We start from the raw sequence: 21,261 nt of genomic DNA, 5'->3' as shown, positions 1-21,261 counted from the left end.
ATGTATGAAAAAGGTCGAATTTCTTCCAGTCAATTGTTTATCCTGATTGTCATTTATATGACAAGCTCGGAGAACCCCATAATGGCGGGCCAGGATGGGGCAATTGCCAGTTTGTTTGCCATTTTGCCCAGCATCCTTACCTTTTATTTGCTTGCACAACTGCAAAAGCGGCATCCTGGAAAGATACTGTTTGAATACGCGGAAGACATCCTCGGGAAATGGCCGGGAAAATTGGTAAGTTTGTTGTATATCTGTTTTGCAGTGGAAGTTTGCTCCATTCTGTCTCGAAGTGTCGCCGAATTCGTCGTATCGACATTAACTCCTGAATTGCCGGTTGGTGTATACATTATTAGCATGGTTATCGTAGCAGCGTATGCGGTATACCAAGGAATAGAAGGAATTGGCCGATTCGTAGAGATGGCGTTTCCTTTTTATTTCATCTTGCTTGTTTTTATCAATATGCTGCTGATCGGTCAGTTTAGGCTGGAGAATGTGCTACCGTTTTTGGATCATCCACCGGGCGAGATTTTGTATGCATCGTATCTGCATTACGTTCTTCCGCTTGGAGAGATTATTTTTTTCATGAGTATTCTTCCTTACACGAAAAGATCGAATAAGCGATTTTTTTCTCCGGTCATTGCGCTTGTGCTGGGCGGTCTCTACATTGCCTATAAGATCATTATCACCGTTGGGGTGCTTGGACCGGGAACAGCGCAGGCTAACACATATCCGTACATTACAGCGATTCGCTTTGTTAAGATTGGGGAGTTTATCGAGCGGATTGATATTTTGCTCCTTGGAATCTTTATCATGATGATATTGATGAGATTTATCGTTATTTTCTATACGCTCGTCCATGGAGTGGCACATCTTACCGGAGCGAAAAGTGTCAATCCGCTTGTGTTGCCACTCTGTTTTCTGATTATTGGCCTATCACAAATTTTTATTAATGATGTAAATGATGTTACTTTGTATCATAATGATATTCGCGTGGTGACTGCCCCTATTTTTATGTTGCTTTTGCCTGCATTGCTCCTTGTCGTTAGCTGGTTGCGTCGACGAAAGCAGGGGCCTGCTAATCATGTGGATAGTTTGGAAGAAGGAAAGGCGTCGAATTAATTCGTCGCCTTTTTTCTTTTTGTACAGTACAATAGATGTTGGATTGTAAGCTTGTTGGTACAAATGCGCATGGAGCCGTTTGCCGACAAGCATTATTATTTTTAGGAAGGGGAGTGAAGAAAGTGCGAACCGCTTCGTCATCATACCGTTTTTTGCTTTTAATCTTTGTAGTGCTCATTGCTGGCTTGAGCCAAGGGTTACTGCTTCCACTCCTAACGATTCTTTTGGAAAAATCAGGAGTATCATCCGGCATGAACGGTTTGAATGCCGTTGCCTTGTATATCGGGATGTTCCTTATCATGCTGGTTATTGAAAAGCCAGTGCGTAAATTCGGCTATAAAAGGGTCATCATACTGGGAATTATGCTTGTTATGGCGGCGACGCTATTATTTCCCCTCTGGAAAAATCTTGTCTTTTGGTTTGCGTTGCGTATGTTGGTCGGAATGGGAGACAGTGCGCTGCATTATTCGTCACAGCTGTGGATTACATCTACAAGCCCGGCTGAGAAACGAGGGCGCAATATTTCTATTTACGGAATGGCGTATGCGATTGGATTTAGTATCGGACCTTTGGGCATCAATCTGATGTCATTCGGTGTGTGGGTGCCTTTCGCTGTGATCGGCGGCTGTTTTGGTCTTGCGCTTTTGCTTTTGCTCAAGATGCCGCACGAATATCCGGTACGGGAAGAAAAGAATGCACCTGCCAAAAGCCGTTATATCGGGGCAATACGAATCGCTTGGTTCGCGCTTTTTCCGGCTCTTCTTTATGGGTATATGGAATCGTCCATGAACAGCAACTTTCCGGTGTATGGGCTGCGGATGGGGATCAGCGAAAGCTGGGTGTCAGTGCTTTTGCCTGCTTTCGGTATTGGAAGCTTGATTTTGCAGATTCCGCTCGGATTATGGAGCGACCGCAAAGGGCGAAAGCAAGTGCTTATGCTGGCCGGATTCGCAGGTGGGCTGGCCTTTTTGTCTGTTCCGCTATTCGGCAATAATGTATGGGGCATATTGTTTGCGTTTATTGCGGCAGGAGGTCTGGTCGGTTCATTTTATTCCCTCGGCCTTGCTTATGTGGCTGACCTTGTGCCGAAAGCGTATCTGCCAGCAGCCAACGTCATCGCTTCCATTAATTTTAGCGTAGGAAGCATTATTGGCCCGAATCTGGGCGGGCTCGGCATTCAATATGTGTCTCCGGGCAGCATGTTTTATTTTCTTGGTAGTATGTTTTTGCTTTTCATAGGTTTAGGATTCTTTTTCCAGAGAACCAAACAGGAAGAAAAAACATCGTTAATCCGTTTTACAAATTAGCCTTTTTTTCTTAAAATAAAAAGGATGGAGGGCAGTTGGAAAGGGGACGGGAGCATGATTATTCAAGTTAAAGATTTGCATAAATATTATGGTTCATTGGAAGTATTGAAAGGCGTCGACTGCGTCATTAATGAGAAGGAAGTCGTCAGCGTGATTGGCCCGTCCGGTTCGGGGAAAAGTACGTTTTTGCGCTGCTTGAACGGATTGGAAGAATTAACGAGCGGCCAGATTATCGTTAACGGGCATGATTTGTCCGATCCGAAAGTTGATATGAACCGGGTGCGCATAGAAGTGGGCATGGTATTCCAACGCTTTAACCTGTTTCCGCATAAAACTGTACTGGAAAATGTGATGCTTGCCCCGTTGAAAGTGTTGAAAGAAAATCCTGACAAAGCGCGTGAAAAAGCGTTGCATCTTCTTGAAAAAGTCGGCCTGCGTGACAAAGCAGAGGTTTATCCGGAGAAATTGTCAGGGGGGCAAATGCAGCGTGTAGCGATTGCAAGGGCACTGGCGATGAATCCAAAAGTGATGTTGTTTGATGAGCCGACTTCGGCACTTGACCCTGAATTGGTAGGCGAGGTGCTGGCGGTTATGAAAGAGCTGGCCCAAGAAGGGATGACGATGGTAGTGGTTACCCATGAAATGGGGTTTGCACGCGATGTGTGCGATCGTGTCATCTTTATGGATCAGGGTGTTATTATAGAAGAGGGCAAGCCGGAAGACGTATTTACGAATCCGAAGAATGAACGCACGCGTGCGTTTCTGCGCAAAGTCATCGATATTTCCGAGGAGGCACATTAATATCGAACAGACAAATATTGTGAAACATACAGGTTTTTTGCAAGGATTTGTTCACAAATATGAAAATCCAGTACAGTATATATTGAAGCTTAATGAAGCGAAAGTGCTGATGAACGGATGGATCGGCAGAAGCATCCGTGTTGAGTTTCTGGACAATATAAAGTGTGTACATTGCGGACGAAGCATAAAGAAGACGTACAATAACGGATATTGCTATCCCTGCTTTGTCAAGTTGCCGGAAAATGATTTGTGTATCGTAAAACCGCATGAGTGCCATTACCACTTGGGAACGTGCCGAGATTCTGAGTGGGGAGTGGCGCACTGCATGGTTCCCCATTACGTCTATCTGGCTGTGAGCAGCGGCGTTAAAGTAGGATTGACCAGAAAAAATAATGAAAAGAAACGTTGGGTAGATCAGGGAGCGGTGCAGGCGATCGCAATCGCTGAGGTGCCTACGCGGAAAATCGCAGGCGAATTGGAAGCATATCTTACACAGTATCTGGCAGATAAAACCGATTGGCGCAAAATGCTGAAAGGTGAAGTGGAGCCGGTTGATCTGATTGGGTTGCGCGAGAAAATATATGAATATTTTCCGGAAGAGTACAAACAGTACATGATTGAAGAAGATGAATGGATGAACTTTATATATCCAATTTTGGAACAGGTCCAGAAGGTAAAACCATATAACCTAGACAAGCAACCTGTAATCGAAGATCGGCTAATTGGAATGAAAGGACAGTATTTGCTTTTTGAGAATGGTGTGTTAAATATACGTAAATACTATGGATATCAGGTGGAAATAAGCGGATAGTCTTGAGATAAGAAGGAGGAGCAGGAGGCAGATAGAAAAGCCGTCTGCTTCTTTCTTTGTTTGTCTAGCATGCTTAATCTAGGAGATAGTGGGGAGAGAACCATGGAAGAAGAAAAGCAGCGTGCGCTTTTGTTTCATGTGCGGATGCTTGATGATTACGCCGAACTTTTACAATGGTTGCAGGAAGAAACAGTGACTCATGCAGATTTTTCTAGAATGAAGGGAAAGGTTGAAGACGCGAATGTGCCGGAAGAGGTGAAAGAGTTACACTACAGGATGATTGAGCGGTTGGCCAGGGTACAGGGAAAGCTTGAAAATTTAAGCTGGATGTCAGAGCATCTAAAAATTCTACATGATTTGCAACAGACATTTACCCAGATGTTTGACAAAGAGAGAATTTATCAAAAAGCGTTTGAGCTGGTATCTCGCGTAATGGATGTGGACGCATTCTTCATCGCTTTTTACCGCAAGGGGGAAGAAAATATTTACATTCCGTTTGCTATCGATAACGGTATTCGCTATGAAAGTTGGACGATTCCGTTCGGTCAGGGGATTGTTTCCGAAGTGCTGAAAACGGGCCGTTCTATTCATATTCATGCAGGGGCAAAACAGGAGAGAAAGGAGGAAATTTGTTGGGGAAATCCCGCTCAGGATACAAAAACCCTCATTTTTGTGCCGATGGTTTTGCGAGGAAAGATGAAAGGGGTCATTACGGCGCAAAGCTATCGCGAGTTCGCTTATAAAAAAGAACATGAGGAGCTTTTGCGTATTATTGGTACACAGGTGGCCAGTGCGATTGAAAATACAGAATTATATGAACGAATGATGGAGCTTGCTATTAAGGATGAACTTACCGGCTTAAAAAACCGTCGCGCGTTTCAGGTTGATTTGCATGATAAAATTCGTCAGGCGAATCTGCGCGGTGAGCCGCTTTCCCTGCTAATGATTGATTCAGATAATTTGAAAGAAATAAATGATACGTACGGTCACCATGCTGGGGATTTGCTGTTGCATCGTGTAGCTGAATCCATCAACTATTGTCTTGGTCCACGCGAAGAAGCATATCGGTATGCAGGAGATGAATTTATTGTGCTGGCGTTAGGCGCAGACGGAGAAACAGCGCGGAAAAAAGCGAAGGCCATGCAGCAGCATTTACGGCTGTATCCTCCTGTTATTAACAAGATGAAGATACCTGCTTCGCTTAGTATTGGTATTGATACATACCCTGTGTCTGCCAAAAATGCGGAAGAATTGAAGAAACACGCCGATCAGGCATTATATGTATCCAAGAAGCTGCGAAATGCGGTTACGCTATATGAGCGGTAATCCGGAGAGAATATCGACCACCTTGTAAAAAGGGATACAACCGCCTATAATCACCTATGGTAAGGAACAAATAAATAGGGATAGATGTACAGAAAGGGGTGCGGAGAAGCAGATGAAAAAATGTGTATCGATCATGATAGCTATTATGTTGCTGGTTGTGCTGGCCGCATGTGGTAACAATGCGTCCGACAGTTCAGGCAATGATTCTGCCGGACAGAAGAAACAGCAAGCGCAGGCGGGAGCGTTTCCACTGAGTATTACAGACAAAACAGGGACGGAAGTCAAACTAGAAAAGAAACCGGAACGGATTGTGTCCGTTATGCCGAGCGCTACCGAAATCGCTTATGCCGTAGGCGCGGGCGATAAAGTGGTAGGTGTATCTAATTATGATAATTATCCGGAAGAAGTAAAGACAAAAGAAAAAGTTGGAGACCTGAAAGTCAACATTGAGAAAGTCGTATCGCTGGAGCCAGATCTTATCCTGGCAGATACAGGAAATGGGGAAGCGATTGAGGCGCTTCGCAAAACCGGTCTTCCAGTCGTAGTAATGGGGGCGAAAACATTTGACGAGATTTATGATTCCATTGAAATGATAGGAAAAGTCACCGGCAATGAGGTGAAAGCAGCTGAGGTCATTAAGCGCATGAAAGATGATGTGCGGGAAGTTCAGGAAAAAGTAAAAAACATTCCCGTAGACAAGCGCCCGAATGTCTGGATTGAGGTTGATCCTTCTTTATTTACGGCAGGAAAAGGCACATTTATGCACGATATGGTGACGATGGCCGGGGGCAACAATATTGCGGCTGATTTGGATGGCTGGAAGCAACTATCGGAGGAGAAAGTGCTACAGCGTAACCCGGATGTAATTCTAAACACATACGGTTACTATAACAAGGACGCGTCCGTTAAAATCAAGCAACGGCCGAAATGGCAGCAAGTAAAAGCGGTACGAAACGGCCAGGTGTATTCGCTTGATTCGGACGTAGTAAATCGACCGGCACCACGTATTACGCAAGGGCTAAAAGAGATTGCGCAATATTTGCACCCGGAACTATTTCATAAATAAGGAATGATGCAATTGAAAGAAGGTCAATTGGGCTGGGGGAAGAAGCTAGGATTGTGGCTGCTTCCCCTTCTTCTTGTGCTTCTTGTTGTGATGGTGGCCAGCGTTTCGCTAGGCAGCGCTAGATTATCTTTCAGCACGGTTTGGAAAATTATTCTTTCGCACGTACCGTTTATGCCGGAATTTACAAAAGAGTGGTCAAATTCGGCGGAGATTATCGTATGGAATATTCGGATGCCCCGCATTTTGGTGGGCGTTTTGGTCGGGGCGGCGCTTGCAGTATCCGGTGTTGCTTACCAAGGTGTTTTGCGCAATCCGCTTGCCGATCCTTATGTGCTGGGAGTGTCTTCCGGCGCTTCGCTCGGAGCAGCTTCTTTTATTTTATTCGGGCAGGAGCTTTTGTTTGCCGGCCGGTGGACACTGCCGCTTATTGCCTTTATTTGCGGTGTGGGTACATTGTTGGTAGTGTATCGTCTTGCTTATATCGGTGGAAAAGTCCAACCGGAAACACTTCTGCTAGCGGGCGTGGTGGTGCAGGCGTTTCTTGGCGCAGGTCTATCTCTAGTTATGTCGATGTCTGGAGAAAAGATGCAAACAATTTTGTACTGGTTAATGGGAAGCTTGACATTAAGCGATTGGTCTTCTGGCATGGTGATTGTTCCGTATGTCCTAGGCGGGGCGCTCGTAATTTTCCTTTTTGCGAGAGAGTTGAATTTACTGACGCTCGGTGAACAAAAAGCGCACCATTTGGGGATGAATGTAGAGCGAACACGTCTTATCGTATTGCTTGCGGCCTCCCTTACCGCAGGAGCGGCGGTAGCGGTTTCCGGCGTTATTGGTTTTGTTGGATTGGTAGTGCCGCACATTATGCGATCGCTCGTTGGTTCGGATCATCGGGTGCTTTTGCCGGTATCAGCGATTGCGGGCGCGATTTTATTAACGATTGCCGATACGGCGGCGCGGACGATTATGGAGCCGCAAGAGCTTCCGATCGGTGTTATTACCGCATTTTTGGGCGCGCCTTTCTTCGGGTATTTGTTGCGTAAGCGACGGCGTGGTTTGTGGTATCATGAATGAAGCACAAGGAGGCAAGCATAGGTGAACATGATCGAAGTGTGCGATATAAGCCTGCGGATCGGACAGCACGAAATTTTGCACGATATTCATTTCTGTGTTGAGAAAGGTAAAATATTGGGCATTATCGGGCCGAACGGCTCGGGCAAATCGACGTTGATAAAAGTAATATCGCGCCTGCTTGTCCCCTCTTCAGGAATGGTAACAGTGGATGGCAGGGAGATCTCCGCCTACTCTCCTAAGATGCTGGCACGCAAAATGGCGGTCGTAAGCCAGGAAGGATTTGCCCCGCTGCCGATTACCGTCAGGGAAGCGGTCGCGATGGGAAGATACCCGTATCATCGCTTGTTCCGGAGCAATGTAGCACGAGATGCGGAAGCTATACAGCGTGCGCTCATGCGAACAGGACTTACGGGGCTGGCTGATCAGCCGCTTGAAAAGTTGAGCGGCGGAGAACGCCAGCGCGCCGCTATTGCCTGCGCGCTGGCGCAAGAGCCAGAAGTTTTGCTTTTGGATGAGCCGACGACGTATCTTGATATTGGCTATCAGATTGGAATTTTGGATGTGGTACGCGAATGGCGGCAAGAAACGGGAGGCACCGCGGTGCTTGTGCTGCACGATTTAAATTTGGCCGCCCAGTACTGTGACTGCCTGCTGCTTATGGAGAACGGAAAAATTACGCAATATGGCGGTGTGGAAGAGATAATAGAAGCCAATTTGCTGGCAGGTGTATATGGCGTGAAACCATTGGTTATTACTCACCCGAATTTGCACCTTCCTCAGATTTTGCTGGAAAGATCCAGTTGACCTGCAATTTGTTTCTAGCACCTTCCGCACATGGTTTTTCTTATGCTATGCTATAGAAAAAGGAGGATCAGGATGACGGAAGTTACAGCTTACTTATATAATAAATGTGGCACATGCCGTAAAGCGAAAAAATGGATGGACGAAAACGGGATCACATACCGCGAAATTCCGATTGTGGATGAGCCACCGACCAAGGAGCAGCTTCGTACATATTGGCAGCAGAGCGGACTCGATCTCAGGAAATTCTTTAATACAAGCGGGCAATCTTATCGTGAACGGGGCCTAAAAGACCGATTAAAGGATATGTCAGAAGAAGAAATGCTGGATTTGCTCGCCTCTGATGGGAAGCTTATCAAGCGTCCGCTTATCATTGGAAATGGTAAAGTGACGGTCGGATTTAAAGAAGACGAAATGGAGCAAGCGTGGAAATAAGGGAGGCGCGTATGGAAAGGTTGCTTACTATTCGGCCTTCGCGCCGTCTTCAGGGGCTGACGTCGGCTATCTTCACGGAAATGAACCGGCGCAAAAAAGAGGTAGAGGCGCGCGGTGTTCGGGTTATTGACCTTGGTATTGGCAGTCCCGATCAGCCGCCACCTCCCTTTGTTATCGAAGCGTTAACCCACGCGGTACAGAATGTGGGGAATTATGGTTATCCGACTTCGGAGGGCTCACCTGCATTTCGGAAAACGGTTGTGCGTTGGTATCAGCATCGTTTCAGCGTAGAATTGGACCCTGAACATGAAGTGCTATCGCTTATGGGCTCACAGGATGGGCTGGCTCATTTGGCTCAGGCATGGGTCGACCCAGGAGATATCGTATTGGTTCCGGACCCAGGCTATCCGATTTATTTTGCAAGTGTAGCGCTTGCGGGCGGCGAGATTTATCCGATGCCATTGCGTGAAGAGAACGATTTTCTACCTGATTTTTCGAAAATTCCGGATGATGTGAAAAAGCGCGCTAAACTGATGGTGCTCAATTATCCGAACAATCCGGTGACCGCTATCGCAAAAGATGGATTTTTTGCAGAAGTCGTTTCGTTTGCTAAGGAAAACCAGTTAATCGTTGCGCACGATTTGGCGTATTCGGAGCTTGCGTTTGACGGATACCGTCCACCGAGCTTCCTAATGACGCCGGGAGCGAAAGAGGTGGGAGTCGAATTTAACTCCCTGTCCAAAAGCTTTAATATGGCTGGTTGCCGTGTTGGTTATCTTGTAGGTAACAGGGATATTATTCGCCCGCTTGCCATCATTAAGTCCAATATTGATTATGGGGTGTTTCTCGCCGTACAGGAAGCGGCAGTAGCGGCGATGGAGTACGATATTGCAAATCCAGGAAAAAACTACAATGCTGCCATTTATAAGAAACGGCGTGATGTGCTGCTGGACGGACTTCGGGACAACGGATGGACAATACCGAAGCCGCAGGCGACCATGTTTGTCTGGGCGCGTGTTCCTGACGGATGGACTTCCGAGACGTTTGCTTTTGCCTTGTTGGAAAAGGCGGGGGTCGTGGTGATTCCTGGCAATGCGTTCGGTGCTGAAGGGGAAGGGTATGTTCGCATTGCGCTGGTAAAACCTGTTGACGTTTTAAAGGAAGTGATTCTGCGTATTAAGAAATCAGGAATACTTTCTTCCTAAACGGTGTATGTTATATGATGTGTGCTGACCATCATAAGGCTCATTTTGAAAAAAGTTGAACTATCTTAATTAGAATAATTACAATCTTGTATTGACTATTATCATTTGGCTTGCTATTATGTAAAGAGATAAGGTAACATTTACTATTCCGGGCTTGCCCGGATTAGAATAAATATTAGGAGGTAGTTACATATGGCAGAACGCTTAGTAGGTTTACCAGCTCCAGATTTTGAAATGGAAACAGCTCTGGGTGACGGTGAGAACTTCGGGACTGCAAAGCTGTCTGACTACAAAGGCAAATGGCTGGTAATGTTCTTCTATCCGCTGGACTTTACTTTTGTATGCCCGACGGAAATCACTGCAATGAGCGACGCATATGAGCAATTCAAAGAACTGGATACGGAACTGCTGGCAGTCAGCACAGACAGCAAGTTCTCTCACCGTGCATGGATTAACACGCCGCGTGAAGAAAACGGTCTGGGCAAACTGAACTTCCCGATCGCTTCCGATATTACTCATAAAGTATCCCGTGACTATGGTGTGCTTATTGAAGAGAAGGGTGTTGCGTTGCGCGGTCTATTCATCATCGATCCGGAAGGCACATTGATGTATTCCGCAATTCATAACTTGGATGTTGGACGCAGCGTAGACGAAACACTCCGCGTGCTGCAAGCTTTCCAATCTGGTGGTTTGTGCCCTGCAAACTGGCGTCCGGGTCAAGCTCACTTGGAAGCGAAGTAATCGTTGTTCGCTTGTACGGAAAAGGACCTAACTTTTGCAAAAGTGTTAGGTCCTTTTTTTACAATTTTCTCCGTTTCGCGCATATTGACCGGACGGGGGGTAGAAGTGGAAGAAATTATTATATTAAGGAGGCGCGTTGCATGAAACTGCGTGAGGAAATGCCTGAATTTGAAGGGATTACCGAATGGGTTAATGGCGAAGTGAAAAAGGAAGACCTGAAAGGAGCGCCAGTGCTTGTTCATTATTGGTCGATTAGCTGCCATACATGCAAGGAAGCATTACCACAATTGAACGAATGGCGTGATCGCTACGCAGAACAGGGCTTGCGCGTCGTTAGTATCCACATGCCACGTTCGGAAAAGGATATGGAAATTGAGCCTGTGAAGGAAGCGATTAAGAAGTACCAGCTAACACATCCTGTCGCGATTGATAACAGCTATAAGCTGGTTGACGCCTACAAAAATCAGTATGTGCCGGCGTACTATTTGTTTGATGCAGATTTGAAGTTGCGCCATTATCAGGCGGGCGAAAAAGGGCTAAAAATGCTTGAAAAGCGCTTGGACCGTGTGCTCACTCCAGAAGAAACGGAGAAATAGTCCGGAAAGAATAACAGGGAGGATTCGATCGAGATGAATTTGCCGATGAATTTAAAGTATAGCGAAGAGCATGAATGGGTACGCGTCGAGGGAAATAAGGCGTACGTAGGAATTACTGATTTTGCGCAATCCGAACTGGGAGATATCGTGTTTGTCGAACTTCCGTCTGTAGGCGATGAAGTGAAACAGGATGAGCCGTTCGGCAGCGTAGAGTCCGTAAAAACTGTATCTGAACTGTATGCGCCAGTAAGCGGAAAAGTGGTAGAAGTGAATGGTGAACTGGAAGATTCTCCGGAACTCGTGAATGAATCACCGTATGAAAAAGCGTGGATGATTGTTGTTGAGATGTCCAATACAAGCGAGTTGAATAAGCTGATGGATGCGGCGGCTTATGAAGAAATGGTGAAGGAATAAAGAATTGCCGAGTCGAAAGTCAAAGGTGTAAAGAAACAATACAGTCATTTCATCTTCATCTTTAAAATACAGGAGCCTTCCAGCATCAAATGTTCGGAAGGCTTTTAAAGTTATTTAAAAGTGAAGTTTTGGAAGAATGATTGCTTCAAAAATGAACGAATAAAGTTGTTTAAGTTTGAAAGTGGAAAAATGAATAATAGCTTCCCAATTATAATGTTAATTTTCCACCATGATAGCAATAATAATCTTTAGCCTTAAGGTTTTTTAAACGATTCAAAGACTGATTTGCTTTCTCAATATCTAAACAAAAATGTGGATTCGCTATCACTAATTCATTCCCCTCTCTAACTGCTGCATCTCCTGTAATGACACTGCTTAATTCAGGAAAATATAATGAAATATGGCCTGATGTATGCCCTGGTGTTGCAACAATTTTGCATTTATTATGTAAAATCCATTGGCCATCATGGACTGTTTCATCAACTGAAACATGTCTTAAAATTTTTAATTGCTGTATAAACCAATTTCCAAACTCTTTTTCTTCCTCAGGCATATTATTTAGCATTTCCTCAGCTTGAACTAATCTCTCAGATTTCGCTTCACCACTAATGAATTTCGCTTCCACTTCACTAGCTATAATAGTAACTGAAGGATATTTTTCCTTGAAATCGTATAAAGAACCGATGTGATCATCATCACAGTGTGTAATAATGATATTCTTTAAATTCTTCATGTCATATCCAATTTTTAAAATCTCCTTTTCAATTAAAGGCAAAAAATTGGTATAGCCTGTATCAACTAAGGTTAATTCATTCATGCTACTTTTACTTCAGTTCGTTTGACTACACTGTCCGAATTTTAAATAAACGAATATCGAAATTTCCTGTTTATTATACATGAAATGGAAACTAGAGGGATATATAACTTGAATCGTTCAATTTTTAAACGACATTGTCACTGTACAAAAGGAGCACAAGAAGAAGGATGTTTTTGTATAAAATTAGAGGGCTTTGAAAAAGCAAACCATTCATTGCGAAAACTTGTGGAGCGTATGGAACGGAGAACGAGCGGTTAACGCCCACAAGTTTTTCTTATGTTTGAGAAACGAGTAAAAAATATCTTCCTTAGGCATACTATAAGTATCCTTGTGTAAATCGGGAGGGATTGTGATGTCACAGCAGCCAGATGTAAATCGTATTGATGTTACGAAGCAAGTGCGTGGCGAAGTGACGGAGGATTGCATTGTCCTGACACTGAATGGCCGAGAAATCGGACACATTCCGTTTGACGCGGCCTCCTGTACGATGAATGCCGGATACATGGTAGAGCAGCAAAGAATTTTTCGCATTGACTCGGCGGACACTGTCCATCCTTCCAGCTATGTTGATAATTGTGACATGGGATGGTGTTAAGCGAAAGCGTTTAAGCTCGGAGCGGAAATTTCCGCTCCCCTTTTTTTATAGTCTTTCAGACATATCTACTTTTTATGAGGAATCTTTTCATTTGTAAACGAGGAAACACTGGCAAGGCGTGTGCCAAACGTTGCCCGTCTCATGTAGAGCATGTGGCATGGGGAGAGAGAGAAGGATCGATAACGCCTACAAGTTTTTCTCATGTAAGGTTAGAGGGTTTTGTGGTAGAATAATAGAAAAAAGGTGAGAAAATTCAGCCATTGCAATGCAGGCAGTTTTTTCAGGGAAGTTCCATTATTTTACGCATGGGAAAACAAAATATACACCATTACAATAGAAGTTGTACGTTGTTGCGTAGCTGCTATAGATGATAAAGGAGGAGTCCGGATGAGCTTTTGTTGTGGAGCCAGTATGATTGGAGCACTTGGTAGTTTGCGTCATGTTAAGACGCAAATTCATAACGTCCCGATTTTGTACTGCCCTGTATGCAATCGTATTGATGTTCACCCTGAGATCGAGGAAGAGTATGATATATTGTCTGAATACGCCCAGGCCGATTTAGCTCCCGAAGTCGACTTTCGCGAATATGTGACCGGAGAGCATGTAGAGAGAATTTTTGAGAATTGCGTTTCGATCGACGACGGCAACATCTCTTATATTCTTCGCAGTCAGATTGATAATGCGCTTGATTTGATGTCTGTTGCCAAACAATTGGATGATGAAGAATGGAGCAATGAATTGAAGCGTCGTTTAAATAAACTAAGCAAACGCCTGATCCGTTGGGAAGCACAAAGCAACAAAACGCTGCCTTAGCTCAAGCTAGAGATTGAAAAAAAGAGTATTTTATGTTCGGTCGCCGGAGAATCTCTGCTGTAATAGAGAAACAGGCGGCTTTTCTTTTGTTTATATATGTCATAAGTTTATAAATACGGGTGCGTCCCCCCTGAAAATAGCAAGAAGGCGCGAATACATATGAAGCGAGGTGAATGTCTTTGTTACTTACACTTTTCCTAGGAAAGTGGCGCCGAAGAGAAAAGTTGTTGCAGGTGCAAGAGACTGAACACCTTCATCAAATGATTGAAAGAATACACCAGGGCGAAGATGCGTTGCGCAATGAATTGCTTCAGCAGTACCGTCCTTTTATCGGAACGACGGTATCAAAAGTGTGCAAGCGATATATTCACCAAACCCATGATGAAGAATTCAGCGTTGGACTTGAAGCGTTTAACGAAGCGATATCACAGTATTCAAGCGATAAAGGAAGCAGCTTTCTCTCGTTTGCTGATCTTGTGATACGCAGGCGTGTCATAGATTTTATTCGTAAAAACAAGCAACGGGCTTTATTTGTTTCGTTAGATGAGACAGCAGACCCCGAATCACCCGAGTATAATGTCTGGGATGTGCAGGCGGCGATTGAACAGCATCAAGCAAAGCAGGACGCGGAGATGCGGCGAGAAGAAATTTTGCATTATCGCGAACGTTTGCGTGAATTCGACATTGAGCTGGAAGAGCTTCCTGAATACACTCCAAGGCATGCAGATGCCCGAAAAAATATGATTCACATCGCCCGGATGATCGCGGATAACAAGAAGCTGCGCGAAGCATTTTTGGAGAAAAAGAAAATTCCTGTCAAATATCTTCTGCAGTTTATTTCTTTCTCACGCAAGACGGTAGAAAGAAATCGAAATTATATTGTGGCGATTACACTCATTTTTATTGAGAACTATCAATATTTGCGCTCCTACATTCAGGTGGATGATACAGAGGGAAAGGAGAAGCTTGCGCGTGAAAAGGAAGGGCATCGTACTGGAGATACAGAATCAGTATCTTATTGTCATGACGTCCGACGGGGAGTTTTGTAAAATCCCTCCTGTGGACAAACCTCTTACAGAAGGGGATGAGGTGGAATTTACACGCACGGTCAAAGCAGAAAAAGCATCGCAACGGGCCAAGCGCAGCTGGAAGGGCTGGACATATGTAGCGGCGGCTTGTTTGCTTTTATTCATTACTGCACTGCCGTTATGGAATATGGTTTTTGCTTCTGCTTACGCGGCCGTTTCCATTGATATTAATCCAAGCTTTGAACTTGAAATTGATAAAAACTATGTAGTAACGAGCGTTACAGCACTTAATCAGGATGCGGAAAGCATATTGAAGAATATTAAATGGGAAAAGCGTCCTTTATTGGAAGTAACGAAAGATATTCTCACGGACGCGCGCGTACACGGGTTTTTAAAAAATAACCACGATGTGCTTATTGTACCTGTAGGGTTGAAAAATCCGGAGGCTTCGCGGGAATTATTGCAGCTTATGAAAAAAGAAATACCGCATCTTGTCAGCAACAGCGCGGGAGAGCTTACCATCACTTTAATGGAAAGTACGAAAGAAATGCGCAAGCAGGCGCAAAAGCTGGGTATTTCCCCGGGAAAATACACGCTCTATGATTCCATGAAGCGAGTAAATAAAAAGATTAGTGAAAAGGAAATTCAGACGTTGAGCATTAGCGAAGTATCTTCCGCTATCGGAGGCTTTGAAAATATTCCAAACATCATTCAGTATTCGAAGGAAAAAATGGCGGCAAAACCGGAAGCGCGGCGACCAGCTCAAGTAACCAAACCCGTTGCTTCAAATGTAAAACAACGGATGGCGACGAACCATAAAGCTAACGCCACCAAAGAAGAAAAGAAAAAACATGAGACGACAGTCGTTCAGCGGGAAGAAGAATCGTCTGCTGGAAAACGCCAGCATATATTGACTGAAGAAGAAAAAAGGGATAAGACAAAAGGCGTGCCAAAAATCATTGCGGCCGAAACGAAGCGGAAAGCCGAACAGCAAACGAAAAGAGAAGCAAATCGGACGAAAGAAGATGAACGCTACTATTCTGAATACGGTCAACTACAACAGCAATATCAGCAGGGAGGACGCGCAATTAAAGAGGAAGAAAAAGAACGAAACGAAAAATATAAAGAAGAACGCGAAAAGCAAAAGAACAAGCAAAACTTTTCGCGTCCTCCAATTAACGAATCGGAAGAAAATAAGAAGCCGTCGTCCGGAAAAAAAGCGGAGGAAAATGATTAGCGTTAAACAACAAAAAATTTGGGCAAAGAACCGGTGTCGCATGGCACCGGTTCTTTTTTAACGCTATGCATTTTAGTCATTCAATCAAAAATAGAGGTACGTTCGCCGCGTGAATCGATTCCCGTATAAGAACTGCAATCAAAGTCCTCCCAACTTCGTGCCTCAGAAAGAATGATTGGCCTCTCGGCGCATAGACGACTATATTCTTCATCTGTCACGTACTGATACGCGTATTCATTTAACCGGCGAATGCGCCACAATCTTTTGCCGCTCGCTTCGTAAAACCATGCTTGTGCCTGATCGCAAAGGGGATGGGAATCATCGATAACTTTCCGACATGGAGGGCAGAAAAACTCCATTATATCACCCCGTTTTCACGATTTTAGTTACTAATATTATACAAAAAATTTTGATGAATAACACTGGATTTTCAGGAGATGGCTATAGGGAGCAAAAGGAAAGTTTCAAAATCATGTTCGCGTATGGTGGAAAGCAAGAAAAGTGATAAGATTGGAAATATATCACTTGTAGGCGAAGGCTCTTAGGTTCTTTTATGAAGGGAAGAAATGGGTATGAAAGAGATTCTATTCTATATTAGCGCCGCGATGTCAATTTCTTTTTTGCTGTTTATCCTAGCGTTTTATGCGCTAATAGGCAAAAAGGAAAATAAAAGTGATCTGGCTGTCATTGGTCCGGAATATTTTGATGTACCTATCTGGCGAGGAAAAGTAAAGGAAGTTATCCATAATGATAACGTGCACGCCACAGAAATGGATATCATTGTGTACAGCAAAAGCATTTTTATAGGGTTTGCTTCGCAAGGATTTCCGTTTGTTAGCATTCATGCAGGCGATATTATCAAGGTGCATTATCAGCGTCATAGTGTGTCCATTCAGGTAAAAGAGGGAAATGGGCAGTCTGCTTATGTAACGATAAAAGGAGCTGGAGAAAAACCGTTACTTCAATTCGCGCGTAAAGCGGAATTTATTGCCTCACGCGCTAGGAAAGCCGGCCTTTTCTCCTGAGAATTGTAAAAAATGAAAAAAGAACGATACAGCAAATCGTGGGGTTGCTTTCTTTTTTCCAATAAATTCTTTGGAAATTGGATACTCTAATGGAATAGAGATAAAGGTACTTTTTAAACAAATTTGTTTAAAAAGTATGCATATAGGTCTTTCCTTGATTTCCAACTATGATATACTATATTATATAAGAAGATTGAAGACAAATCGTTTATTATACGCGACTATTTTACGTCATGTTTGAAGTCGATAAGAGCTAATTGGAGGGAAAAATTCATGGCAGGAACACCGCATTTGCAAATAAAAGATCTATCTGTTGCAATCGAAGATAAACAGATTCTAAAGGGCTTAAACCTGGAAATTAAGGGCGGTGAAGTGCACGCGATTATGGGCCCGAACGGTACGGGTAAATCGACGCTAGCTTCCGCGATTATGGGACATCCCAAGTACGAAGTTACTGGTGGTTCCATTACATTGAATGGCGAAGACGTGCTGGAGATGGAGGTTGATGAGCGTGCACGTAAAGGGCTGTTCCTCGCGATGCAGTATCCGAGTGAAATCAGCGGTGTAACAAACGCTGACTTCTTGCGTAGCGCTTTAAATGCGCGCCAGGAAGAAGGTAAAGAAATTTCGCTCATTAAATTCATTCGTCAAATGGAAAAGCAAATGGAAATTTTAGAGATGGATCAGTCCTTCTCCCATCGTTATGTAAATGAAGGCTTTTCTGGCGGTGAGAAGAAGCGTAACGAGATCCTTCAGATGATGATGCTGAAGCCGAGCATTGCTATTCTTGACGAAATCGACTCCGGCCTTGATATTGACGCGCTGAAAATTGTTGCTCGCGGTGTGAATGAACTGCGTGGATCGGAAATGGGCGTATTGATGATTACGCACTACCAGCGTTTGCTGAATTACATTAAACCGGATTTCGTTCACGTAATGATGCAGGGACGGATTGTGAAGTCCGGTGGACCGGAATTGGCTCTCAAGCTTGAAGAAAAAGGATATGATTGGATTAAAGAGGAGCTTGGCATTAAGGACGAAACAGTAGGCGCAGAAGCGTAGGTTAGGAGGAAGCATAGTAATGAGCGTACAAACGAATGTGCGATTCGACCAGGAAGCGATTGCTCGTTTTCAGGGCGAGCCAGAATGGCTGACGCGGCTTCGCCAGGAAGGGATTAATGGTTATCAGCAATTGCCTCTGCCCAAGCTAGAGAAAACGAAAATTGACAAATGGAATATGGATGAGTTCGTTCCTTATAAAGAAGAAGCGGCACTTGCTTCGCTAGATGAATTGCCGCAGGAAGCAAAAGACGCACTGGCGCCAGACAACGGGAATGTCATGGTGCAGAAGCACTCCAGCGTCGTATATGTGGAGCTGAGCGCTGCGTTAAAAGAGCAGGGCGTGTTGTTCATGCCACTGGAGCAAGCTGCTCGTCAACATGGTGAGCTCGTGAAAAAATACTTATTCCAGAGCGGCATTGAGAGGCACAAAGTAACCGCGCTGCATCAGGCGCTGTGGGGTGGCGGATTTTTTGTATACGTGCCGAAAAATGTGGAAGTTAACGAACCGCTACAGCTTATTGTGTGGGGTACGGATGAAGATGTAGCCCTTTTACCACATACATTGATCGTGGCTGACGTAAATAGCAAGGTTACGGTTGTTGAAAACGTAATAGGGGCAAACTATACCCGCCCGGTTGTTGTCAATGGCATGGTGGAAATCTTCGCGGAAGGTGGCGCAAAAGTACAGTATGCTTCTCTGCGTTCTTTGGCAGAGCAGGTAACAGATTATACACACCGCCGCGGAATTACGGCGAACGATGCGCGGATCGAATGGTTGCTGGGAGATATGAATCACGGAAATACCGTGGCCAACACGACAACGATTTTGAAAGGCAACGGTTCTTCTACAGACATAAAATCCGTGGCGATGGCGAGCGGCGGTCAGAAAGAAAACTTTGTATCCCGCGTAGTGCATGTCGGTACTCATACGGAAAGCAATATTCTTGCGCGTGGAGTTATGTTGGATGAAGCGACAGCGATTTTCAACGGCATTACGGAAATAAAGAAAGGCGCACAGAAGGCAAACGGTGAACAGGCGGAAAATATCCTGATGGTCGGTGAACGTGCGCGCGGAGACGCAAATCCGATTTTGTTGATCGATGAAGATGATGTCATGGCGGGACACGCTGCATCTGTTGGGCCGGTAAGCCCGCTTCAGGTATATTATATGATGTCGCGCGGGGTGAAGCGCCAGGAAGCAGAACGCTTAATTATTAACGGGTTCCTAGCTCCGGTACTGGATCATTTGCCAATCGAGGGTATGCAAAAACGCTTAAGTGCAATGATTGAAGGGAAGCTGTCATCATGAACGCGAAAGAAATTCGCAAGCTCTTTCCAATCCTCAACCAAAAGGTAAACGGCCATCGACTTGTGTACCTTGATAGTGCAGCGACTTCACAGAAGCCAATTCAAGTTATTGAGGCGATTGACCGCTATTACCGCGAATACAACTCCAACGTTCACCGCGGCGTTCATACCCTCGGAACGCTTGCAACGGACAAATACGAAGGAGCGCGCGAGAAAGTACGCAAATTTATTAATGCTAAAGAAACAGCAGAAGTTATTTTCACACGCGGCACCACCACATCTTTAAACTTTGTTGCTCAGGGATACGCCCGCAATTTTATCGGTGAAGGCGATGAAATTGTGATTACGCAAGCAGAGCATCACAGTAATTTTATCCCGTGGCAGCAAATAGCTAAGAAGACCGGTGCGACCTTGAAGTTTATTCCATTGGCGGAAGATGGCTCCATTACCGTGGAGGCCGCAGAACAAACGATTACGCCAAAGACGAAGCTTGTAGCGATGGGATATGTGTCCAATGTGCTTGGTTCTATTAATCCAATAAAAGAAGTCGCTAAAATCGTGCATCGTTACGGCGGGGTTATGGTAGTAGACGGCGCACAGGCGGCACCACACTTGAAAGTTGACGTACAGGATTTGGATTGTGACTTCTTTGCTTTCTCCGGTCATAAGATGGCGGGTGCGACAGGCATTGGTGTTCTGTACGGTAAGCGTTATCTCTTAGAAAAAATGGAGCCGATAGAATACGGCGGCGAAATGATCGACTTTGTAGAATTATATGATTCTACATGGAAAGAACTTCCTTGGAAATTCGAAGGCGGCACACCGATTATTGCAGGCGCCATTGGTCTTGGCGCGGCGATTGACTTCATTGAGTCGATTGGAATAGACGAAATTCGTGAGCACGAGAAAAAACTGGTGGACTATGCGATGGAGCGGTTAAGCGAAATTAAAGGGTTGAAGATTTATGGTCCGAAACAGCGGAGCGGCCTTGTTACGTTTACGATGGAAGAGGCTCATCCGCACGATATCGCTACTGTATTGGATGCGGAAGGTATCGCGATTCGCGCGGGGCACCATTGCTGTCAGCCGCTTATGAAATGGTTGAATGTTTCGTCCACGGCGCGTGCTAGCTTTTACCTTTACAACACGGAAGAGGATATAGACGCATTGGTACAAGGACTTATTAAAACAAAGGAGTATTTCGGCAATGTCTTCTCTGGATGATTTGTACCGTAGAGTCATCATGGATCATTACCAAAAACCGCGTAACCGTGGTGAGTTTGAAGATGGTGCATTGACGGTTAATATGAACAATCCGACCTGCGGCGACCGCATTCAATTGCAGATGAAAATAGAAGATGGAAAAGTGACTGACGCCCGGTTTACCGGGGAAGGTTGTTCGATTAGTATGTCTTCCGCTTCGATGATGACGGAAGCCATCAAAGGTTTGACAGTCGAAGAAGCGTTAAAAATGGCCGACCTTTTCTTCCGTATGATGAAAGGTGAGGCTACAGAAGAAGAGATCGAAGACGCGGATTTAGGCGATATTGAAGCGTTGCAAGGCGTAAGCAAGTTTCCAGCCCGTATTAAGTGTGCGACTCTTGCATGGAAAGCGATGGAAAAAGGACTCCGTGAGCAACCAAATTAAAAGCAGGCGTAACACGTCTTAGCAAGGAGGAG

Annotated in this window: 23 protein-coding genes and 1 pseudogene; 22 read left to right on the top strand and 2 right to left on the bottom strand. The window is 44.7% G+C overall.

The features are described from left to right. The 13 genes from K3F53_RS15835 (at position 1) to gcvH (ending at position 11,696) form a co-directional block, all read left to right on the top strand. On the top strand, positions 1 to 1,119 hold the full coding sequence (locus tag K3F53_RS15835; RefSeq protein ID WP_057897693.1) for a GerAB/ArcD/ProY family transporter: 1,119 nt from the start codon (positions 1 to 3) through the stop codon (positions 1,117 to 1,119). A gap of 113 nt (positions 1,120 to 1,232) precedes the next feature. Then, the gene (locus tag K3F53_RS15830) at positions 1,233 to 2,426 is read left to right on the top strand and encodes an MFS transporter (protein ID WP_236781958.1); all 1,194 of its coding nucleotides are present in this window, start codon (positions 1,233 to 1,235) and stop codon (positions 2,424 to 2,426) included. 54 nt (positions 2,427 to 2,480) lie between these two features. After that, positions 2,481 to 3,227, top strand: coding sequence for an amino acid ABC transporter ATP-binding protein (locus K3F53_RS15825; RefSeq protein ID WP_091260838.1), 747 nt, complete (start codon positions 2,481 to 2,483; stop codon positions 3,225 to 3,227). A 19-nt stretch (positions 3,228 to 3,246) separates the two neighbouring features. Further along, positions 3,247 to 4,038: a DUF2797 domain-containing protein gene (locus tag K3F53_RS15820; protein ID WP_057897695.1), complete on the top strand. Its 792-nt coding sequence runs from the start codon at positions 3,247 to 3,249 to the stop codon at positions 4,036 to 4,038. 102 nt (positions 4,039 to 4,140) lie between these two features. Continuing rightward, entirely contained in the window at positions 4,141 to 5,364 is a 1,224-nt protein-coding gene (locus K3F53_RS15815) for a sensor domain-containing diguanylate cyclase (RefSeq protein ID WP_220559105.1), read from the top strand. A gap of 112 nt (positions 5,365 to 5,476) precedes the next feature. After that, entirely contained in the window at positions 5,477 to 6,430 is a 954-nt protein-coding gene (locus K3F53_RS15810) for an ABC transporter substrate-binding protein (RefSeq protein WP_057897697.1), read from the top strand. A gap of 90 nt (positions 6,431 to 6,520) precedes the next feature. Next, complete coding sequence (locus K3F53_RS15805; protein WP_246615720.1) at positions 6,521 to 7,504, top strand: FecCD family ABC transporter permease; 984 nt, start codon at positions 6,521 to 6,523, stop codon at positions 7,502 to 7,504. 27 nt (positions 7,505 to 7,531) lie between these two features. Continuing rightward, positions 7,532 to 8,308, top strand: coding sequence for an ABC transporter ATP-binding protein (locus tag K3F53_RS15800; RefSeq protein WP_220561063.1), 777 nt, complete (start codon positions 7,532 to 7,534; stop codon positions 8,306 to 8,308). A 72-nt stretch (positions 8,309 to 8,380) separates the two neighbouring features. Then, entirely contained in the window at positions 8,381 to 8,740 is a 360-nt protein-coding gene (locus K3F53_RS15795) for an arsenate reductase family protein (protein ID WP_057897699.1), read from the top strand. An 11-nt stretch (positions 8,741 to 8,751) separates the two neighbouring features. Continuing rightward, entirely contained in the window at positions 8,752 to 9,945 is a 1,194-nt protein-coding gene (locus tag K3F53_RS15790) for an LL-diaminopimelate aminotransferase (protein ID WP_057897700.1), read from the top strand. Between the two features lie 192 nt (positions 9,946 to 10,137). Continuing rightward, complete coding sequence (locus tag K3F53_RS15785; RefSeq protein ID WP_057897701.1) at positions 10,138 to 10,686, top strand: peroxiredoxin; 549 nt, start codon at positions 10,138 to 10,140, stop codon at positions 10,684 to 10,686. 140 nt (positions 10,687 to 10,826) lie between these two features. Further along, on the top strand, positions 10,827 to 11,282 hold the full coding sequence (locus K3F53_RS15780; protein ID WP_057897702.1) for a redoxin domain-containing protein: 456 nt from the start codon (positions 10,827 to 10,829) through the stop codon (positions 11,280 to 11,282). Between the two features lie 33 nt (positions 11,283 to 11,315). Continuing rightward, entirely contained in the window at positions 11,316 to 11,696 is a 381-nt protein-coding gene (gene gcvH / locus K3F53_RS15775; protein ID WP_220559104.1) for a glycine cleavage system protein GcvH, read from the top strand. A 208-nt stretch (positions 11,697 to 11,904) separates the two neighbouring features. On the opposite strand, the pseudogene K3F53_RS15770 reads toward gcvH, so the two are convergent. Further along, positions 11,905 to 12,510, bottom strand: a pseudogene (locus K3F53_RS15770) (MBL fold metallo-hydrolase); the annotation flags it as partial. 355 nt (positions 12,511 to 12,865) lie between these two features. Here K3F53_RS15770 and K3F53_RS15765 point away from each other — a divergent pair. From K3F53_RS15765 to K3F53_RS15750, 4 genes are all read left to right on the top strand, one after another. Further along, positions 12,866 to 13,108, top strand: a complete 243-nt coding sequence (locus tag K3F53_RS15765; protein ID WP_057897704.1) for a DUF2553 family protein — start codon at positions 12,866 to 12,868, stop codon at positions 13,106 to 13,108. A 387-nt stretch (positions 13,109 to 13,495) separates the two neighbouring features. Further along, a complete protein-coding gene (locus tag K3F53_RS15760; protein ID WP_057897705.1) occupies positions 13,496 to 13,921 on the top strand; it encodes a hypothetical protein in 426 nt (141 codons plus the stop codon). Between the two features lie 179 nt (positions 13,922 to 14,100). After that, positions 14,101 to 14,970, top strand: coding sequence for an RNA polymerase sigma-I factor (gene sigI, locus K3F53_RS15755; protein WP_057897706.1), 870 nt, complete (start codon positions 14,101 to 14,103; stop codon positions 14,968 to 14,970). Next, positions 14,894 to 16,186: an anti-sigma factor domain-containing protein gene (locus K3F53_RS15750; RefSeq protein WP_220559103.1), complete on the top strand. Its 1,293-nt coding sequence runs from the start codon at positions 14,894 to 14,896 to the stop codon at positions 16,184 to 16,186. Before sigI ends, K3F53_RS15750 begins: the two co-directional genes overlap by 77 nt. Positions 16,187 to 16,266: 80 nt before the next feature. Here K3F53_RS15750 and K3F53_RS15745 read toward each other — a convergent pair whose 3' ends face one another. After that, the gene (locus tag K3F53_RS15745) at positions 16,267 to 16,545 is read right to left on the bottom strand and encodes a hypothetical protein (RefSeq protein WP_139184975.1); all 279 of its coding nucleotides are present in this window, start codon (positions 16,543 to 16,545) and stop codon (positions 16,267 to 16,269) included. A gap of 213 nt (positions 16,546 to 16,758) precedes the next feature. Here K3F53_RS15745 and K3F53_RS15740 point away from each other — a divergent pair, with 213 nt between their 5' ends. From K3F53_RS15740 to sufU, 5 genes are all read left to right on the top strand, one after another. After that, a complete protein-coding gene (locus K3F53_RS15740; protein ID WP_057897708.1) occupies positions 16,759 to 17,211 on the top strand; it encodes a hypothetical protein in 453 nt (150 codons plus the stop codon). Positions 17,212 to 17,484: 273 nt separating this feature from the next. After that, a complete protein-coding gene (sufC, locus tag K3F53_RS15735) occupies positions 17,485 to 18,273 on the top strand; it encodes a Fe-S cluster assembly ATPase SufC (protein ID WP_057897709.1) in 789 nt (262 codons plus the stop codon). A 19-nt stretch (positions 18,274 to 18,292) separates the two neighbouring features. Continuing rightward, a complete protein-coding gene (gene sufD, locus K3F53_RS15730; protein ID WP_057897710.1) occupies positions 18,293 to 19,582 on the top strand; it encodes a Fe-S cluster assembly protein SufD in 1,290 nt (429 codons plus the stop codon). After that, entirely contained in the window at positions 19,579 to 20,805 is a 1,227-nt protein-coding gene (locus tag K3F53_RS15725; protein WP_057897711.1) for a cysteine desulfurase, read from the top strand. The genes sufD and K3F53_RS15725 overlap by 4 nt, the downstream gene beginning before the upstream one ends. Beyond that, the gene (gene sufU / locus K3F53_RS15720) at positions 20,789 to 21,229 is read left to right on the top strand and encodes a Fe-S cluster assembly sulfur transfer protein SufU (RefSeq protein WP_220559102.1); all 441 of its coding nucleotides are present in this window, start codon (positions 20,789 to 20,791) and stop codon (positions 21,227 to 21,229) included. Before K3F53_RS15725 ends, sufU begins: the two co-directional genes overlap by 17 nt. The last annotated feature ends 32 nt before the right edge of the window (positions 21,230 to 21,261 follow it).

This window comes from Aneurinibacillus thermoaerophilus (assembly GCF_019603355.1).
Taxonomy (GTDB): Bacteria; Bacillota; Bacilli; order Aneurinibacillales; family Aneurinibacillaceae; genus Aneurinibacillus; species Aneurinibacillus thermoaerophilus.
The sequence above is the reverse complement of the archived record's forward strand: the minus strand, read 5'-3'. Positions and strand labels throughout refer to the sequence as shown.

Coding starts and splice junctions, on each gene's coding strand:
- K3F53_RS15785 (WP_057897701.1), top strand. CDS start 10,138: ATGGCAGAACGCTTAGTAGGTTTACCAGCTCCAGATTTTGAAATGGAA.
- K3F53_RS15810 (WP_057897697.1), top strand. CDS start 5,477: ATGAAAAAATGTGTATCGATCATGATAGCTATTATGTTGCTGGTTGTG.
- K3F53_RS15745 (WP_139184975.1), bottom strand. CDS start 16,545: ATGGAGTTTTTCTGCCCTCCATGTCGGAAAGTTATCGATGATTCCCAT.
- K3F53_RS15825 (WP_091260838.1), top strand. CDS start 2,481: ATGATTATTCAAGTTAAAGATTTGCATAAATATTATGGTTCATTGGAA.
- K3F53_RS15815 (WP_220559105.1), top strand. CDS start 4,141: ATGGAAGAAGAAAAGCAGCGTGCGCTTTTGTTTCATGTGCGGATGCTT.
- K3F53_RS15800 (WP_220561063.1), top strand. CDS start 7,532: ATGATCGAAGTGTGCGATATAAGCCTGCGGATCGGACAGCACGAAATT.
- K3F53_RS15725 (WP_057897711.1), top strand. CDS start 19,579: ATGAACGCGAAAGAAATTCGCAAGCTCTTTCCAATCCTCAACCAAAAG.
- K3F53_RS15765 (WP_057897704.1), top strand. CDS start 12,866: ATGTCACAGCAGCCAGATGTAAATCGTATTGATGTTACGAAGCAAGTG.
- K3F53_RS15780 (WP_057897702.1), top strand. CDS start 10,827: ATGAAACTGCGTGAGGAAATGCCTGAATTTGAAGGGATTACCGAATGG.
- sufD (WP_057897710.1), top strand. CDS start 18,293: ATGAGCGTACAAACGAATGTGCGATTCGACCAGGAAGCGATTGCTCGT.
- K3F53_RS15795 (WP_057897699.1), top strand. CDS start 8,381: ATGACGGAAGTTACAGCTTACTTATATAATAAATGTGGCACATGCCGT.
- K3F53_RS15835 (WP_057897693.1), top strand. CDS start 1: ATGTATGAAAAAGGTCGAATTTCTTCCAGTCAATTGTTTATCCTGATT.
- sufC (WP_057897709.1), top strand. CDS start 17,485: ATGGCAGGAACACCGCATTTGCAAATAAAAGATCTATCTGTTGCAATC.
- K3F53_RS15760 (WP_057897705.1), top strand. CDS start 13,496: ATGAGCTTTTGTTGTGGAGCCAGTATGATTGGAGCACTTGGTAGTTTG.
- sufU (WP_220559102.1), top strand. CDS start 20,789: ATGTCTTCTCTGGATGATTTGTACCGTAGAGTCATCATGGATCATTAC.
- K3F53_RS15805 (WP_246615720.1), top strand. CDS start 6,521: ATGGTGGCCAGCGTTTCGCTAGGCAGCGCTAGATTATCTTTCAGCACG.
- K3F53_RS15740 (WP_057897708.1), top strand. CDS start 16,759: ATGAAAGAGATTCTATTCTATATTAGCGCCGCGATGTCAATTTCTTTT.
- K3F53_RS15790 (WP_057897700.1), top strand. CDS start 8,752: ATGGAAAGGTTGCTTACTATTCGGCCTTCGCGCCGTCTTCAGGGGCTG.
- gcvH (WP_220559104.1), top strand. CDS start 11,316: ATGAATTTGCCGATGAATTTAAAGTATAGCGAAGAGCATGAATGGGTA.